Here is an 18,500-nt window from a genome sequence, read left to right as displayed (position 1 = left end):
AGGTTACATGATGAATTCGTATGCGCGTCATCCCGATATAATGATAGAATAACAAGAAGCACTGCGTACGGATTGGAGAGGAAACTGGGATGGTACTTACAGAAGCTATTCACTTAAAGGAAATGATGAACGGAGGCCCAATGAATGTCGCCTCCTTCTTACATATAGCAATAGGACTGACGGAGTCGGTACATCATGCTCATAAGCAGAATGAATTATTTGGAAATTGGAGTCCGGTGAATATCCAAATTCAATTGGATATGAAAGCAGCTATTTTTATAGATCCGCTACTCATGGATTACACTTATATGTCCCCCGAACAAACGGGCAGAATCAATCATATGCCAGATGGGCGAAGCGATCTGTATGCCCTGGGCATGATCTTTTATGAGATGCTGTCAGGACGTCTGCCGTTTCATGCACAAAGTGTCGAAGAATGGATACATGCACACCTTGCTGTTGTACCCAAGCCTCTAAGCGAATGGCGTTCGGATATGGCTGGCTCGCTTGAGGTTGTTATTATGAAGCTTTTGTCGAAGAATCCGGAAGAGCGCTATCAGAGTGCATATGGTTTATTAAGTGATTTGAAGCGGTGCGCCTTATCAATGGAAGAAAAGGGCGAAGTCATATCCTTCGAAATCGCTCAGGCAGATGAGGCAAGCCGGTTTCGGCTTCCTCAGACCCTCTTTGGTCGTGAAATGGAAGAAAGAGCTCTCCGAGATGCTTTCGAACAGGCAAAAGCTGGTGCATCTTCGTTTGTTTTCGTTAGCGGAAGCGCAGGAAGCGGTAAAACGGTGCTCGTTCGAGCTCTGCAGATGTTAGTTAGAAGGGATGGCGGTCGGTTCGTCAGTGGCAAATGCGATATGATGAATCGCGACATTCCGTTCTCTTCATTGCTGGAAGCTTTGCGAAGCCTCATTCGGCAAATATGGAGCGAAACACCGGATCGAGTGGCGAAGCTGAAGAAACAATTCACAAAGGCATTAGGCCAAGGAGCAGCTGTCATTGTACAGCTTTTGCCGGAAGCTGCAGAGCTGTTCGATGTCATTCCAGCAATAGAACCGCTGCATCCTGCTGAGGCTGCTATTCGATTTAACCGCTTAGTACCTATATTTATAAAAGTTTTTGTAGATAAGCAGCATCCCTTAGTTATTTTCCTGGATGATCTTCAATGGGCAGATCCCGCTACCATAGATGTTCTTCGTACAATTGTACATGATCAGGCACGGCCTGGCTTACTAGTGATCAGTGCGTTTCGGGAGGAATTCACTTTAGGATGGCAAAAACATGAAGAGAATAAAGTGGATGCAGCTGCATGGATGGCGGAGTCGCTTTCCTTGCATGATGAATTCCAATTATCTGTACATCATATCCATCTCGAGGCTCTGTCCTACATCGAAGTGAGACAATTCGTATCGGATGTTCTTGATGAGAACTCCGCCCGTATTCGCTCGCTCGCGGAGGTGTTATACCACCGAACAGGCGGCAATCCATTATACTTGAATCGTCTACTGGACAATCTGTATCGAGAGAATAAGCTTTATTATGATGAAGTAGAGGCGTCATGGGTATGGGAACCATCTGTCATCACGGACATTCCTGAGGATCCGGACATTGTACATTTAATAGAGGCTCGTATTCGTATGCTATCCCCCGAAAAGATCGAGCTGTTAGCCATAGGAGCAGCTATCGGACATCGTTTCTGTTCATTAACGATCTCTTTAGTTAGTGGGAATTCTCTGCTGCATGTACGCAGACTTCTGCATGTAATAGAGGAAGAGGGTCTAATCTGCCGAGAAAATGACACTGAGGAGTCAGACGGTGTTGAACGTTATTATAGATTCTTGCATGACCGTATTCAACAGGCAGCTTACATGACCATGTCTGAATCGGACCAAACGAGCTTACATCTGAGCATTGGCCGCGTCATACGAGATGATTTATCAAGTGAGAGTGTATTTACTATATTTGACATGGTGCATCACTTGAATCTGGGCAGCAAGAAGATAGTGGATGATGCGGAGAAGAGAGAGCTTGCCGCATTTAACTATCAGGCGGGTATAAAGTCTAAGGCAACAACAGCATTTACGGCTGCGCTCCATTTTTATGAAATCGCTTTACGTCTTTCTGGCGGCGACTGGCAAAATACAGCGTCCCTTGATTACCGGCTCCTGCTGGAGGTATCGGAATGTGAATACATGTGTGGTCATACAGATCGTGCGGAGGAATTACTCGCAAACTTAATGTCTTGCACAACAAACGTGGTTGAACGTTCTCATATCTATTTGATACGTATTGCCATGTATTCGTATTTGAAGAAGGATGAAACGGCTGTCCATATTGGGCAGCAGGCGCTAGCAGAATTGGGCTGGCATTTACCAAGCAAGCCTTCCAAAGCATTAGTTATAAAGGAAATATTAATGACACAGAGTGCATTGTTCAATAAGGGTAGCGAGGTTCCACATTTACCGATTAATCGTGACCCGCGCTATAAAGCATTGTCAGACCTGGTCATGGCGATTTCGCTCCCTGTCTATGTGTTAAGTCTAGAGCAGTCAGCTGTGTTATTCTCAAGATTTGTTCGTTATGGTCTAAAGTATGGAAGCAATGAGGCTTTCTCCTTTATGCTTGCCAGCTACGGGATGGTTATTTATAAAATGTCAGGTTTCCGTACGGGGCCTCAATATGTAGATCAGGCATTCCATCTAGCAGCTTCCTTCGACAGCGCAGACCTGCGAAGCCGATTATATTATCTGAAAGGCCTTGTCGGCATTATTAATCCGGATGAAGGGATTAAGCAGTTTGAGAAATCGATCCAATATGGGATGGAATCGGCTAATCTAACCTATGTTAGCATTGCGATGATGACGACTATAACAAACTACACCGGCGATTTGTATTCATTATCTGCACGGATCAAAGATTATGAAGAGACTTCACAGCAGCTTGTGGACGGAGTCACACGTAATATTTTTCGTAGGGCAAAATGGTACATCGCACAAATGCAAGATGGGGCTGGAGAAAGCGATGAAGTCGTTAAATCCTTACTAAACGAGCCATACAAGGATTTTTTGAATAACGAGGTCTATTATACATGTACCTGTAACATAGAGATTGCTTATCTCTTCGGGCGGTACCGGGAAGCCCTTGAATGGGCCAAGAGAGGTGAGAAGAATACATTCCTCCAAACTCGGCCGCATGTTCGTAAACAAAGGATGTACCATTCATTAACGCTTGCTGCTATGTACTCGGAAGCGTCGCCGAATGAGCAGAAGAGGATACGGATGAAGCTGCGTGAGCACTTGCGTTCTATGAGGCGATGGTCTGGCTATAGCGGCAAGGATTCGTCTGCTTATTTGCTCTTATCAGCTGAAATCTATCGGATGGAGGGCAATCGAGTTGCTGCTGCCGAGCGATACGAAGAGGCAACCCGGGCAGCCCGCCAGGCAGGAGAGGGACTAATGGAGGCTATTTCTTGTGAACGGGCCTCTGTATTCTATAGGCAGATGGGGAGTATGAACGGGGCGGAGGCTCTTATTGCTGATGCTTGTGACGCTTATACAAGATGGGGCGCTACTGCCAAAGCAAGGCAGCTGAGAGAAACAAATGAAGGATTAAGAACAACTGCGATTGAGAGAATAGGGGATGACAAGGCAGTTACAGAGGAGCCTAGAGCAATCGAAATCAAGTCTGAGTTCACGTCTTGGCTTACTGCGGACAATAGGCAATACAAACAGCAGCAAGAATGGATGACTTCACTAAACCATTGTCATACCATGGACCAATTCCTGGAGCTTGCAATCCGCTATTCTGGTGCGGAAAAGGGATTTATTGTGGGTAGCGAGGGAGAGACCTACGCCGTTGAAAAGGAAGTCTCATTGAGCGATAGCAGCGGAGCTTCGTATGGTGAGTCTATTATCCGTTATGTACTAAAAACAGGCGAATCGGTGGTACTTGCTAATGCTTCGCACAGCTCTTATTCCGCTGATCCCTCTATTCATAGAAACCAGTCCCAATCCGTACTGTGTATGCCTGTTCTTTTCACAGGAGGACTAACGCCATTCGCACTTTACTTGGAGAACAGTCTCATAGCCGGCGTTTTCACTCAAGAAATACGGGGCATGCTGGAGCAAATGATTGCCCGAATGATGTATGTGAAATCATTAGATGAAGCTCGCAGCCAAAGTTATTCACCAATCGTTCCAACAGATGATCCGTCATCAACTTCTGCGAAAGCTTCACAGCTGTTATTCGAATCACTTACAAATCGTGAAACAGAGATCCTGTACGCGCTGACAGATGGATTGACGAATAAGGAAATTGCCTATCGATTCGGATTAACAGAAGGGACAGTCAAAGGCTATATTCATAACGTATACGGAAAACTGGGAGTTAAAAGAAGGAGTCAGGCAATCGCCCGTGCAAAGGAGTTGGAACTCATAAATTAGACTTTTTTCTACAATATTTGCGAAACACTAACTTTGGTTAGTGTTTTTTTGTATGGCTTGGGACCTATACTTAGGTCCGAATTCAATAGTGGTATGGAGGAGAAAACGACATGAGTACAAGATTTCGAGCAAGTAAGAAAGTAACGTCTATCATCTTAGCGATGCTGATGGTGCTAGGCGGATGGAACGGGCTGTTTGATAGAGGGAATCAAGTATCTGCTGCGTCAGGTGTAGAATTTGCAGGAGGAAAGGGTACCAGCAATGAGCCTTATCTCATTGAAACGGCTGCTGAGCTCAACGAGGTCAGAAATCATTTGGCATCAGGGATATATTTTGAGCTGATCGCGGATATCGATTTAAGCGGTTATGCGGGAGGAGAAGGCTGGGCGCCGATTGGCAATCCATTTAGAGGGAGCTTTAACGGCAAAGGGTATAAAATTACTAATCTTACGATTAATCGACCACAAAGTAATCGTGTTGGGCTTTTCGGAGAAACCTCTGCTTTAAGTTCAATTGGTAATATCGGGCTGGAAGATATCGATGTTGTGGGTAATGCTAATGTAGGAGGCTTGGTAGGGTCCAGCTTTGGAGCAATCAGGGGAAGCTTCACGACCGGCAAGATAAGCGGAGGTTCATCTGTAGGAGGCTTGGTAGGGTTCGCTTCTGGATCAATCAGCAGTAGCTACAGCAATGCGAGTGTGAATGCGGCGCATAGAAACGCAGGCGGCTTGACAGGGATTAATCAATGGGAGATCCACAATAGTTACGCCACAGGAAAGGTAGGGGCTGAAAGCTCTCCTACAGGAGGCTTGGCCGGTGCTTTGAATCCAGGAGCATCAGTCTCCAATAGCTTTTACGACAGCGACACGACGGGGCAAAGTGATACGGGGAAAGGAACAGGTAAAACAACTTTAGAGATGAAGACGCTAAGTACGTATGTAAATTGGCCGGGCTTTAACGATTATTGGGGAATCGATCCGGATGTGAATGAAGGCTATCCCTATTTGAAAGCTTTCTACCGTTTTGTGAACTACGACGGTAACGGTAACATGGGAGGAAGCGTGCCGATTGACAACAACGTATATTCTAATGATGCAATGGTTACCGTGAGTGGAGATATAGATCCTTCAGATCCTTTAGTCAAAACCGACTATGTCTTCGTGGGATGGAATACGTTAGCGGACGGCAGCGGTACCAGCTATGTGTCAGAAGACACATTTTCGATAACCAAGAATACAACCCTGTATGCGCATTGGCTGAGCACCAAAGCTACTTTGACATCCGGGTTTGGAACGGTGAGCACGGGAGGGACAGCGACGGAGACCATTACGAGCATTCCGGGCGATGTGACGTTAGACGAGTTGAAGGCAGCGATCACGCCGGCAACGAATGCTACGTTCGAGATTTATGAGGCCGATGGAACCACGGTAGCGACGACATTGGCATCGGGCAATAAGGTCATCGTTACGGCTCAGGATGGAGCAACGAAGATTACGTATACCGTGACGATAAATGCTATAGATGTCATTGCGACTGCAGCGATTAGCGGGGTACCTGCGCCAGTTGCGGGCGAAGTGCCAGTTCGGGAGACAACTACAGCTGAATATACCGCATCAATCGCTTGGTCTCCTGAGGCTGCTCCCCGATTTGCAGAGGGAGAGACTTACACGGCAACGCTGACGATCACGCCCAAGAGGGGATATGTGTTGACGGGAGTGCCTTCGGATTTCTTCACGTTAGCGGGGGCAACAGTCGTAACAAATTCAGCCGATTCCGGAGTGGTAACAGCGACATTCCCGGCAACGGGTACGGTATTTGCCGGTGGTTCGGGAACAACAGAGGATCCTTATCTCATTGCAACCGCGGCCGAGCTTAATCAGGTCAGGTATTTCTTAAACGCGAGTTTTAAGCTGACAGCGGATATCGATTTGAGCGGATATGCGGCCGGTGAAGGCTGGATGCCAATTGGTAATTGGGATTATGGTAATGGATTTGCAGGAAACTTCGACGGCAGCGGTTATACGATTTCGAATTTAAAGATTAGTAGGACTTATTCTTACGATCCTCTAGGGCTATTCGGATTTATATACCATGGGACGGTCAGCAATGTCATTCTGGAAAATATCGATGTAAGCAGTGGAGAGGTTGTTGGTGGACTAGCTGGAGTGAACAGCGGAACGATCACGAACAGTGGAGTTATCACAGGAAGCGTCAGCGGGTACTTTGCAGGCGGATTGGTAGGCTCTAATGAAAGCAGCATTACCAATAGCTTCTTTGCGGAAAGTCTGAGCGGAGCGGCGACATATGCTGGCGGATTGGTCGGCGTGAACTATAGCACGATTAGAAATAGCTTTGCTACCGGAAGCATTAGCGGTCAACATCGGACAGCAGGCGGATTGGTAGGAGGCAATGAAGGATCTATCTCTGACAGCTACTTCAATGGAAGCGTGAATGGGAAGAATTCTGCAGGCGGATTAGTTGGCGGAAACTGGTCTCGTATCGTCAACAGCTATGCAACGGGTGCCGTAACAGGTGACGAAAGCTTAGGTGGCTTAGTAGGAAACAATAGTGGGGCTAACAATAGCTTTTTCGATAGCGAAACAACAGGACAAACGAGTTCGGGGACAGGTGGCGGTACGGGGCTAACGACAGCGGCGATGATGCTGCAAAGCAGCTATGAAGGTTGGGATTTCGAGCAAACATGGGCAATCGATTCCTCGCTTAACGAGGGATATCCTTACTTGCAGAGCTCTCAGCTCCATCATGTCGCCTATAACGGAAACGGTGAAACCGATGGAGACTTGCCGAGTGCCGAAACCGCGTATTTGCGTGGAACAACGGTTAGCGTTATCGGAAACATCGGCAATTTAGTCAAGACAGGTTACACGTTCGCGGGATGGAATACGCTAGCGGACGGAACCGGCAACAGCTACTCGGCTTCAGACAGCTTTACGATTACGACGAATAAGACGTTATTTGCTAGATGGATCAGCACCAGCGCAACGTTAACCTCTACAATCGGGACGGTTAGCACGGGTGGAACAGAGAACGAGACGATTACGAACATTCCGAGCACAACGACGTTAGAGGCGATAAAGGCAGCGATTACGCCAGCAGCGGGTGCGACGGTGAATGTCTACGAAACAGATGGAACAACAGCAGCATCAACTTTGGCAACAGGCTATAAGGTCATCGTTACAGCGCAGGATGGAGTCACACAGGTTACGTATACGGTAACGTTAGTGAAAACGGCGGCGACGCTAACTTCGACAATCGGTACCGTTAGTGCCAACGGCACAGGCAATGAAACGATAACAGCCATTCCATATGGTACAACTTTGGCAGCGCTGAAAGCAGCAATCACGCCTGCAGCGGATGCGACGTTTGAAGTGTACCAAGCAGACGGAATAACGGTAGCTACAGGATTAGAGACAGGTAATAAAGTCATAATCACTGCTGAAGATGGCGTAACACAGGTTACGTATACGGTGACGGTACTGAAAAAGACAGATGCGACGCTAACTTCGACAATCGGCACCGTAAGTGCAACGGGCACAGGCAATGAAACGATAACAGCCATTCCATCCGGTACAACTTTGGCAGCGCTGAAAGCAGCAATCACGGCTGCAGCAGATGCGACGTTTGAAGTGTACCAAGCAGACGGAATAACGGTAGCAACAGATTTAGCGACAGGTAATAAAGTCATCGTTACAGCACAGGATGGCGTAACGCAGGTTACGTATACGGTGACGGTGAATGAAGCAACAGCTCCACCCATTAGCGGAAGCAATGGCGGAAGTGTTCCAACTCCAGCTAAAGTGACGTCAAAAGACGGCAGCCTAACCCTTCCAGTAGGATCAATTGGCGAGGTAAGTTTGGAAGAGCGGTTCACGATTACTGTTCCTACAGGCGCAGTCAATCAGGAACTGAAATTAACGATTACGAAATTGCTGGATTCGAAAAATGTGTTAGTCAATAAAGAGGTTCTTGCAAGCTCGGTATATGAAGTATTGAAAAACATTCCGGGTCATTTCATCAAGCCTGTAACGCTCACCTTTGCTTTCGATGCGAACAATGTGAAGAGCGGCCAAGGGGTTGCGATCTTCTATTTCGATGAAGGGAATAAGGAATGGGTAGAAGTGAAAGGCAGCAAGACAAGCGGAAATGTGATTTCAGTAGAGGTTAATCACTTTACGAAATTTGCGGTCCTTGTTGTAGACCAATCGACAGGACTTCCCGTGGTAGAGGGAACAACGCCTGCTGAGCTTAGTGATATCGTAGGTCACTGGGCTGAAGCAAGCATCAAGCAAGCAGTACAAGATGGTATTGTAAACGGCTATGTGGACGGAACGTTCAAGCCAGGTAAAACGATAACCCGTGCAGAATTCACCGTCATGCTGATGAAAGCATTGAACGCTCAGGAAGCAGGAGCGGAGCTGACCTTCACAGATAAAGCGGACATTGGGACTTGGGCGCAGGCTGCGGTAGCACAAGCCGTGCAAGCTGGTATTATTAGCGGTTATGAGGATGGGACATTCCAGCCGAATGCGAATATTACGAGGGCTGAAATGGCAACGATGCTTGGGAAGGCATTTGAGCTGACACTTGACCCGAATGCAGTCACCTCTTTCGCAGATGATTCATTGATTCCGGTCTGGGCCAAAAGTGCAGTAGCCACTCTGAAAGAGCGCGGCATAGTGAAAGGTACAGGGGCGAACACATTTAATCCTCGTGCACAAACAACAAGAGCCGAAGCGGTTGTTATGCTTATGAATACGTTGAATCTAGTAAACGAAAAATAACGGTCAATAAAGTTAGTATGATGACTAATACAAAGGCTCAAGCTGAAATGATGCTTGAGCTTTTGTATTTCCAAAGAACCCGCCAAATTTGAATGGGCATGCAAGTTTATTTAGCAAACGCTGTGTTTCCAATAAAATGGACAAGTTTTTGAGCAAACGCTTCAGGTTGATCCTCTTGTACATACGTCAGTGCGTTTTCTACGATCTCGAATCGCGCATCTGGAAAAATGCTATAAACTCTTCTTCCTAAAGCAATAGGAAACAATTTCGTATCATCAGCCCCCCAAATAACCAAGACGGGTTTGTTAAAGGAAGAAAGCTTCTCGGCTGCTTGAATGGTGTAATGTATGGACCAGCCCTTAACGACCTTTGTGAAGTCAGCACGAACCCCTTTATAACGAATGAAATTAAGTATATATAGCTCGTATAAATCTTCTTTCGAAAGAGTGTGTGATAGTAAGCCTAGCACTAATGACGTTTTTAATAATGGTTTAAATCGAAACAATTGAGCCATTAGAGTGGTGAATCCAGGAAGATTGACGCCTGCTTTTAGAAGTGAAAACGCTTTTGGCGGGAATACTTCGAAAGCATCCGTGTTACAAAGGACTAACTTTGATACTTTCTCAGGATAAGACATGGTGAATATTTGTGCGTAAGCTCCACCTGTATCATTACCTACCAGAATAATATCGTTCAGATCTAACACATTCAAAAATTCATTGATTAAGGCTGCTATGCCTGTCGGTGTTAGATCGGTTTCAGGGTTCATAGCAATGGAGTGCCCGCCAAAAGGTAAATCTGGAACAATGCATCGAAATTTTTTTGAAAGGGTTGGAATCACTTTCCTCCAAGTGTTTCCATTACTTAGCGCACCGTGTAAAAACACGATTGCCTGACCTGTCCCGTGATCGGTATACCTGATCATACCGGCGCTAACATAGGCTTCTTTCATCTGATGCCTCCTCTTTTGCTTTTACCAATACTTATATGGAGTCTAACATACTTAGGGTATGTTTAACAAACTCGAAGTATGTTGAGGGCGGCAGCGGCTTTCTAATTCAAAAATTAAACGATATAATAGGGGCATGAACCTAAAATCACGCAGGCAAGATGATGCCGAACATACAAAAAAAGCTTTACTTAAACGTGCACAGTACTTATTCGCAGAGGACGGATACGCCAAAACCTCTATTGATGAAATTGCTAGACAAGAACAATTAACGAAAGGAGCACTATATTATCATTTTAAGGATAAAAAAACCTTGTTTGAACAAGTAGTAGATGGACTTCTAGAAGAGATGGTTAAACAGGTATCGACTGCGATTGATACGGAGATTGATCCGTGGGAAAGAACCTTAATCGCCATTGAAACCTATTTGGAAGGTTGTCTTAATCCCGCGTATCGGCACATTGTCATTCAGGAAGCACCCGTTATACTTGGCTGGACAAAATGGAGAGAAAAAGAAAAACATAGTGTACTAGGTTTATCGACTGTGCTCTTAAATGAGCTTATGGAGTCCAAGTACATGAAGAAGCAACCTATAGAATTGTTGGCACATATCATTTTTGGAGCAATAACGGAAGCAGCCATTGGCATTGCGCATTCAGAAGACCCCTATGCAGCGCGTAAACAAGCGAAGGACGTATTAGAAAAGTTGATTAAAGCACTCTAGTTCATGGTATGTAGTAAAATGAAGCAACAACTGGAAAGTTTTCTTTGTCCTGCGTTACAGACTTTTGACTAGAATTAGACCCAATGGGTGAGATGTCTCTCTACTTGAAGACGTGCGCCTAGGGGTCTTTTTTGCGCTTAAAACCGATTTACGGATGAGTATGATCTCATCTATAAGCAAGCTGAAACTAAATTAGTATGAACGACAAGGAATGTACGTTTTTTGATATGACGTTAAAAATCGAATATATACGTCATTCTGCCAAATCCATATAATTTGAAGCGTACCACCAATGTCAAAGAAAAGGGGAATTTTATGATTCGCTATGTGAAGGTTGCAAGATTATTAACGCTTTCGGTTGCAATTGCACTACTACCGACATTAGCTGCTTGTACAAACAGCAACAATCAAAACTCGGCAAGTCCGGCAGCCTCAAACAGTAGTCCATCCGCAACGGAGCCGGCTAAAGAAGAAGAGTCAGCGGAAAAGTGGAATCAGAAGTTCGACCCTCCCGTTACGATTACGACCGCTATCGTAGACGATGGAACTTCGAGGGGCAATGCGTTCAAGCCTGGTGAATCCATGGAAGACAATGCGAATCTCCGCTGGATGAAAGAAAATATGGGCATTAACGTAAAATTCGATTTTATCGTAACGAAACCGGAAGATTATGATACGAAGCTTCGCCTGCTGCTATCCAGCGGCGGCAAGCTGCCTGATGCATTTGCCGCAGGGAATGACCCGCTGCAAAACTTGCTCGCGGCAAATAAACTGATGGCACTAGACGAAGCTATCGAGAAATACGCGCATCCCGAGTATAAGAAGTTGTTGGAGAAGTATAGTTACGCACTGGGCGAAGTGAAGAAAGACGGCAAGATTTATGGTTTGCCAGCCTTCTTCATGGGTGACGAAGGTACCGTCATGTGGATTCGCAAAGACTGGTTAGAGAATCTGGGGTTAGAGCCGCCTAAAACACTGGATGATTTCGAAAACGTTCTCAAACAATTTACAGAGGGCGACCCCGATAAGAACGGTAAGAACGACACCATTGGTCTGGCCGTACCGCTTAAAGAAGGGCCTTGGACTTGGATGGGGCAGACAGACGCGATCGTCTCCGCTCTTACGGACCAAATGATCAATACGTACGACGTGCGCTTGTTCTGGAACAAGGGCGCTGACGGCAATCTGAGCTACGGCGCGATCCATCCGGACGCCAAACTGTATTTACAAAAGATGAGTGATTGGATGAGTAAAGGCTTCGTGGATAAGGAAGCCGGAATCAAGGATCCGGGAAAAGCTTCCGAATTGGCAGCCAGCGGCAAAGCGGGAATCATGTTCGGACCGTTCTGGATGGGCGACTGGCCGCTTAGTGACGCGACCAAAAACAATCCTGACGCGGACTTCCAGCCGTATCCACTTCCGTCAGGACCGAATGGATTGGTGGGGCGTGCAGAGAAGCCGCTTACTCAAGGCTTTACGGTCTTCAACAAAGACTTCCAGCATATCGACGCATGGTTCGCCTACTTCAACAAAATATTTGCGAAAAAATTGGAGATGGAAGGCGATCCGTTAGCCGATCCGCGTTGGAAAGACGGATATCATGAAGGCTATGACTATGTGAAATTGGACGGCAAAGTCATCAAGGGCAACTACGAAGAAGCAGGCGTACCGGCAGACCAATGGCCTTTGAAAGACGGCGGCACAATGGATATTAGGTTCATGATGACGAATATTCTTGGCAACTTTACGAGCATCCCGCACTCCAACGTGGCAGCAGTCAAGAAGTTCTTGGCCGATCCGAACGCTGAGCCTTTAACATCAATGGAATTCGACACCAAGCAAATGAAGAAAAGGCAGCTTGACGCCGCAGGCGTTAGGATTAACCAAACCGTCACCGAAGGCAAAAACTATTTCACTGGCCCAATGACGCCAACGATGAAATCGAAAGGCGAATTGCTTAAGAAACTCGCTACGGAAAGTTATCTTAAAATCATTTATGGCGAAAAACCGGTGGAGTACTTCGATGAATTCGTCAAACAATGGCTGGATAACGGTGGCCAGAAGATTACGGACGAAGTCAACGAATGGTATGCGAAAAACCAATAAGAATCGCTGACAACATGTGAAGAATAAAAACATCGATGACGGAGGAGAGGGCAGCCTTGGCTCTCTTCTCCTCTATTTTTCTGGAGATAGGAAGGATGCATAATGGCAGCGTATTGGCGAAAAACTTGGCCGTTTCATGTTCTATTATTGCCGGCTTTAGTATTGGTCTTCTTGTTTCAATATGTTCCTTTGTTCGGAGCTGTAATTGCCTTCCAGGACTATGAGCCATGGCTTGGGATCAAAGGTTCTCCTTGGGTAGGTTTTGAGCATTTCCGGTACCTGTTCACTTACCCGGACGGCAAGCAGATTATATGGAATACGTTAATCATTGCCGGGTTCAAATTAATCGCGAATTTAATTGTCCCGATCGTTTTCGCTCTTTTGCTCAATGAAGTTCGCAAGACGTTTTTTAAGAGATTCGTACAGACGTTTGTTTATTTGCCGCACTTTTTATCGTGGGTTATCCTAGGGGGCATTTTAATCGATATTCTGTCGACAGAGGGCGGAATCATTAATCGGCTTCTGAATTCGTTCGGCATTCAGAGCGTCTTTTTCTTAGGTGACGGCAGATGGTTTCGGTTTACGGTCATTTTAAGCGACGTGTGGAAAGAATTCGGATTTTCGGCGATTATTTTCTTGGCTACGCTGGTGGGCATCAATCCAGCTTTGTATGAAGCGGCTGAGATCGACGGGGCTACACGTTGGCAGCAGGTCAAATTGATTTCTGTTCCTCTTATTATGCCGATTGTCATCGTCGTCGCGACCTTGTCGCTCGGTAGGATTTTAGATGCCGGATTCGATCAGATTTTAAACATTTACAACCCTCTCGTTTATTCGCATGGAGATATCATCGATACGTTCGTTTATAGGGAAGGCTTGAACAACGGACAGTTCAGCTTCGGAACGGCGGTCGGGCTATTCAAATCGGCGATCGGATTTATCTTAATCGTAATCAGTTACAGATTGGCTTTCAAATTAGCCAATTACCGCATTTTTTAAGGAGGATGACCATGCGCTATCGCTCTAGAGGGTACACCGTATTCACGATCTCCAACACGATCTTTCTTAGCCTGCTGTCGCTCATTTGCATTCTTCCTCTCCTTCACGTGTTTGCTTTATCCTTCAGCTCGCGGGCTGCGGCAACGGCGAATATCGTCAATTTCTGGCCGATCGGCTTTACGACGGATGCCTACGTGAAGACGCTTAGCAACGTCATGTTCCTCCAGTCCTTGTGGACCGGGGTAGAACGAACCGTATTAGGCACTGTGCTTTCGATGGTCGTCATTACGATGGCAGCCTACAGTTTATCGAAATCGATTCACAAATTCCCCGGACGCCAAATTTACATCTGGGTGTTCGTCTTTACGATGCTCTTCTCGGGAGGGCTGATTCCTTCATATGTATTAATAAGCAAGCTGAAAATGATCGATACCCTATGGGCGTTGGTGTTGCCTTCAGCCGTCAGTGTATGGAATATGATTCTGATGCTTAATTTCTTCCGGACGATTCCACAGGAGTTGGAAGAGGCCGCCTATATCGATGGAGCTGGCCATCTGAGAGTGCTATGGAGTGTGTATTTGCCCGTGTCGATGCCGTCCATCGCAACGTTGTCTTTATTTACGATGGTCTTTCATTGGAATTCATGGTTCGACGGTATGATCTATATGTCCAACCCTGATGGTTATCCTCTAGCCACTTATTTGCACTCTATGATTGTTAGTGACAACCTGTCGAGGGTTGGTGTAACATTGGAAAGTGTAGCAAATTTTTCAAATCGAACTATCAAATCTGCGCAGATTTTTATCGGAGCGCTGCCTATTTTGCTCGTTTATCCGTTTTTGCAAAAGTATTTCGTAAAAGGAATCGTGCTTGGCTCGGTAAAATCGTAGAAGGATTATAGCCATATCTAAAATAAGATCGAATCGGGTGAGCCCTATTTATAAAATCAGACACGGCACGGTCGGCAAAATGAATATTTTCACAAAAGTTATGATCGTGATCGTCCTGATGCTTATCCCTATCATAGTCATGTACAATTCTTCAAATAAGACCAGCACCGATGTTGTCGAACAAGAGCTGCTTCAGATGAATTTGAATCGAATCCAATTTTTCGTGGACCAGATGGATGTTGAAGCGGACCGCTTGTGGAGATCCGCCTTTGTTATTGCAGCCGACCCGGATACCCTGCAAATGCAGCTTAAGATCTCCTCTGAGCCAGACTATTCCAAACTTGCGTCGATGAGGCTTTTGCAGCAAAAGATTGCTATGCAATCAAACTCCTTCGAATGGGTGAATGATTTTACCGTATATTCACCTCTTTCGGATATCGCCGTTTCTACGAATTTGAAGCAAATTTACGATGCGGAGTATTTCAAGAATGCCATACAGGAACGTTGGGATTATCGTGTTATCGTGTCTGACCGAGGGCCGGAGAAGGCGTTTGTAAGAGATTTGATCACACCTTTCGAGTCACTTTCCACAATGGGGGATCCAAATTTGTATGTTGAAGTCGCGTTCACGTCGAATAACCTTGTGAAAATGCTTGAAAGGTTCATGCAAGGCACGGTCGGACAGCCATTTCTCTACCAGCCGGGTTTTGAACCGATCATACCGCGAGAGCTCGACCCTGAATTGGCAAAAGCCATGGCAAAGCAATTCGATATCATTCGGGCACAGAATCGAGTCAAAGGGTCTACCAAGATTACCTTTAAGGATGAACCGTATCTAGTCAATTACGTGATCTCAGACTCTATAGGCTGGTATATTGTCGATTTCCAGCCGATGAAAAAGGTGCTTGCCCCCATCGATCACAGCAAACGGATGTTTTATGCCTCAGGGCTGCTATTGCTGCTGCTGGGCATTGCCTCCTCAGCGCTGCTGTACCGCAATGTACAGAAACCGATCAACGATCTGATCCGGGCGGTGAAATCGCTCAGGAGAGGAGCATACGATTATCGGATTAAGCTCGGCCCATCCAATGAATTTCATTATTTGATCGAGCAGTTTAACCTAATGTCAGAGGATATTCAGACGCTTATCGATAAAGTGTACGTGGAACAGCTTCACGCCAAAGAATCCTCACTCAAGCATTTGCAAGCGCAGATCAACCCGCATTTTTTGTATAATAATTTCGCCTATATTCAAAGCATGGCACAGCTGGAACGGACGAAAGTGATTGTCGCTTTCACGCAGCACCTGAGTCAATATTACCGTTATACGACTCGGACGGAACAGCAATTAACTTCATTGGCTGAAGAAATGGAATTGATTCGCAATTACTTGGAAATCCATCGGATGCAGTCCGAACGGCTGCATTTTCATGAATATATTGAAGCTGGCATGATGTCTATTCTTATGCCACGGCTGCTGCTTCAACCGCTTGTAGAGAATGCGATTGTGCACGGCATGGAAGGCAAGATAGGAAAATTCGAAATCATCATATCTGGCAGCAGAACCGAGGACGGTTGGGAACTTACCGTAGAAGACAACGGAGTTGGAATGCAGAAAGAAGATTTAGAATTACTAAGACGCTCCTTATCTTTGCAAGCGAGCTCGGATCGCAGCCTTGGCATGCGAAATGTTCATCAGCGTATAAAGCATTACTTCGGACAATCCTCGGAGCTTCAGGTTGAACATTCCTACCTAGGGGGGCTTCGAGTGGCGTTGGTGATTAAGGACGGAGGAGATTCCGATGTTGGAAGTTCTGATCGTAGACGATATCCCCTCTCAAGTTGATAGTTTCGCCGCTACGATCCCGAAGGAAGAGCTTGGGATTACTCGTATTCATAAAGCCTATTCCGGTAGAGAAGCTTTAACGTTATATCGGGAACAAAACATCCATATCGTCATTACGGATATACGGATGCCGGAGATGAGCGGAATAGAGCTGATTAGGGAGATTCGCGAAATTGGGCGTAAAGTCAAGATTATCGTTATTTCGGGGTATGCGGATTTCGAATATGCGAAAAGCGTAGTTCCGTATAATACTTCCGAGTATTTGATGAAACCGGTAAACCCGGATCAATTGCGAGAGACACTAGCTAAATTAGCTGAAGAAATCGCTTGCGAAAGGAAGCTTCAGCAGCAGCAGCAGCGCGACGTCTATGCATTTCGGGAAAATTTGCCTGCGCTGCAGGGCGAGCTGTTGAATCGTCTGTTGTACGGTTACGGTATCCCTAATGCAGAGCTCGAGCGCAAGCTTTTCCTGTTAAACTTGCCTTTCTCCTTGCAGCAGCAAGTGGGGTTGTTCCTCGTAAGGCTGGAGGGAAAGCTGCAAGATTATGAGCGAATGGATAAAGAGCTGATCGAATATGCGGTTACGAATATGGCTGAGGAATTGCTTCGTGATGACTTTCATTTGTGGTTCTGCCGAGACCAAAACGAATACCTCGTTTTTATTGTTTCGGCCAAAGATAGAACGGAAGCGAACGAGCAAATTATTGGGACTGGGATGGACGCCTGGATGCTAGCGTTAAAGAAAAAGGTAGAATCTCTCTTGAGCGGCAGCATTTCCGTCGTATTGGCAGAAAATTGGACGCACTTTCCTGAAGGAGTTCCCGGTCTGTATCGATCAGTAATCGATGGCATGAGGGTAATTGAAGAGAAGAGGCAAAGTGTATTTCTGCGAATCGCAGATCATACCGATCAGGTTCAAATTGGAACGTTAACTTCGCTGTATCGACCGCCCCTTCTGATTCATTTGCTGGATACAGGAAACTGGGTACATGCAGAGGAAAAGCTAATCGAAATATTCGTTGAGCTGAACAGCAAGAACTATCCACCCGAGCATGCTAATGAAGCCTATTTCGCCATTGCCAACGCCTACCAGTATATGGCACACAAGAAAGGGAAACTACTTAGTGAGTTCGGCGAGTCTTCGTTTGGTCTCATGCCGGCTGCACCATCGCTTAAGCAGCTAGAGAAATGGGCATTCTTTATGCTTCGAAGTCTTAGAGAGCAATCAAAGGATTCATCGGAGAAGCAGACAGGGTTAGTTGACAAGGTCCACCATTTCATCGGGGTGAACACCGACGGCAACTTAACATTGCAGACGATCGCGGCGCACATCGGTCTTCATCCGGCTTACTTGTCGAGAGCATACCGGGCCGAAACGGGAAATAATCTAAGTGATTATATTATGCGATATCGGATGGAATTGGCCTCCTATTTGCTGCGCAGCACCGATAAAAAAATATACGAGATTGCCGAAGTGATCGGCTACCAGGCCGTACCTCATTTTATAAAGCTGTTTAAGGCCTTTACGAACATGACCCCGCAAGAATTTCGTGATCGAAGGGGACTGTCGTGACTTGGCTGTTGTTTTTAATAGAGTGGATACGTAAGTTGATGAAGGGTTAAAAGTGATCTAGATTACTGAATAAGGAAATCGTAATAGCTTCAATTAAAAAGGGTGACACAATAAATTTTCTTATTAAAATATATGCAGAGAGCTTGGAGCCAAACATACGCGT

9 protein-coding genes are annotated in these 18,500 nt (G+C 45.9%); 8 read left to right on the top strand and 1 reads right to left on the bottom strand.

Features of this window, described 5'->3' with window-relative positions:
- The first annotated feature begins 89 nt into the window (after positions 1-89).
- A complete protein-coding gene (locus E0496_RS33535) occupies positions 90-4,448 on the top strand; it encodes a BREX system ATP-binding domain-containing protein (RefSeq protein WP_141506263.1) in 4,359 nt (1,452 codons plus the stop codon).
- A gap of 110 nt (positions 4,449-4,558) precedes the next feature.
- Positions 4,559-9,250 (top strand): S-layer homology domain-containing protein, encoded by a 4,692-nt coding sequence (locus E0496_RS33530; RefSeq protein WP_141506262.1) that lies wholly within the window; start codon positions 4,559-4,561, stop codon positions 9,248-9,250.
- A gap of 106 nt (positions 9,251-9,356) precedes the next feature.
- Here E0496_RS33530 and E0496_RS33525 read toward each other — a convergent pair whose 3' ends face one another.
- On the bottom strand, positions 9,357-10,202 hold the full coding sequence (locus tag E0496_RS33525) for an alpha/beta fold hydrolase (RefSeq protein ID WP_141506261.1): 846 nt from the start codon (positions 10,200-10,202) through the stop codon (positions 9,357-9,359).
- A 133-nt stretch (positions 10,203-10,335) separates the two neighbouring features.
- On the opposite strand from E0496_RS33525, the gene E0496_RS33520 reads away from it, so the two are divergent.
- From E0496_RS33520 to E0496_RS33495, 6 genes are all read left to right on the top strand, one after another.
- Positions 10,336-10,923 (top strand): TetR/AcrR family transcriptional regulator, encoded by a 588-nt coding sequence (locus E0496_RS33520; protein ID WP_141506260.1) that lies wholly within the window; start codon positions 10,336-10,338, stop codon positions 10,921-10,923.
- 315 nt (positions 10,924-11,238) lie between these two features.
- On the top strand, positions 11,239-13,029 hold the full coding sequence (locus tag E0496_RS33515) for an extracellular solute-binding protein (protein WP_141506259.1): 1,791 nt from the start codon (positions 11,239-11,241) through the stop codon (positions 13,027-13,029).
- A 102-nt stretch (positions 13,030-13,131) separates the two neighbouring features.
- Positions 13,132-14,028: an ABC transporter permease gene (locus E0496_RS33510; protein WP_141506258.1), complete on the top strand. Its 897-nt coding sequence runs from the start codon at positions 13,132-13,134 to the stop codon at positions 14,026-14,028.
- 11 nt (positions 14,029-14,039) lie between these two features.
- Positions 14,040-14,918 (top strand): carbohydrate ABC transporter permease, encoded by an 879-nt coding sequence (locus E0496_RS33505; RefSeq protein ID WP_141506257.1) that lies wholly within the window; start codon positions 14,040-14,042, stop codon positions 14,916-14,918.
- A 100-nt stretch (positions 14,919-15,018) separates the two neighbouring features.
- A complete protein-coding gene (locus E0496_RS33500) occupies positions 15,019-16,764 on the top strand; it encodes a sensor histidine kinase (RefSeq protein WP_206669932.1) in 1,746 nt (581 codons plus the stop codon).
- Positions 16,721-18,337, top strand: coding sequence for a response regulator transcription factor (locus tag E0496_RS33495; protein ID WP_141506255.1), 1,617 nt, complete (start codon positions 16,721-16,723; stop codon positions 18,335-18,337). The genes E0496_RS33500 and E0496_RS33495 overlap by 44 nt, the downstream gene beginning before the upstream one ends.
- The last annotated feature ends 163 nt before the right edge of the window (positions 18,338-18,500 follow it).

The sequence above is a fragment of the Paenibacillus luteus genome, assembly GCF_006542765.1.
GTDB lineage: Bacteria > Bacillota > Bacilli > Paenibacillales > Paenibacillaceae > Pristimantibacillus > Pristimantibacillus luteus.
Note: the sequence above shows the minus strand (reverse complement) of the source record. Positions and strands in the feature narration are given on the sequence as shown.

Excerpts from the sequence above, each read along its gene's own strand:
- E0496_RS33535 (WP_141506263.1), top strand. The coding sequence starts at position 90 with ATGGTACTTACAGAAGCTATTCACTTAAAGGAAATGATGAACGGAGGC.
- E0496_RS33530 (WP_141506262.1), top strand. The coding sequence starts at position 4,559 with ATGAGTACAAGATTTCGAGCAAGTAAGAAAGTAACGTCTATCATCTTA.
- E0496_RS33525 (WP_141506261.1), bottom strand. The coding sequence starts at position 10,202 with ATGAAAGAAGCCTATGTTAGCGCCGGTATGATCAGGTATACCGATCAC.
- E0496_RS33520 (WP_141506260.1), top strand. The coding sequence starts at position 10,336 with ATGAACCTAAAATCACGCAGGCAAGATGATGCCGAACATACAAAAAAA.
- E0496_RS33515 (WP_141506259.1), top strand. The coding sequence starts at position 11,239 with ATGATTCGCTATGTGAAGGTTGCAAGATTATTAACGCTTTCGGTTGCA.
- E0496_RS33510 (WP_141506258.1), top strand. The coding sequence starts at position 13,132 with ATGGCAGCGTATTGGCGAAAAACTTGGCCGTTTCATGTTCTATTATTG.
- E0496_RS33505 (WP_141506257.1), top strand. The coding sequence starts at position 14,040 with ATGCGCTATCGCTCTAGAGGGTACACCGTATTCACGATCTCCAACACG.
- E0496_RS33500 (WP_206669932.1), top strand. The coding sequence starts at position 15,019 with ATGATCGTGATCGTCCTGATGCTTATCCCTATCATAGTCATGTACAAT.
- E0496_RS33495 (WP_141506255.1), top strand. The coding sequence starts at position 16,721 with ATGTTGGAAGTTCTGATCGTAGACGATATCCCCTCTCAAGTTGATAGT.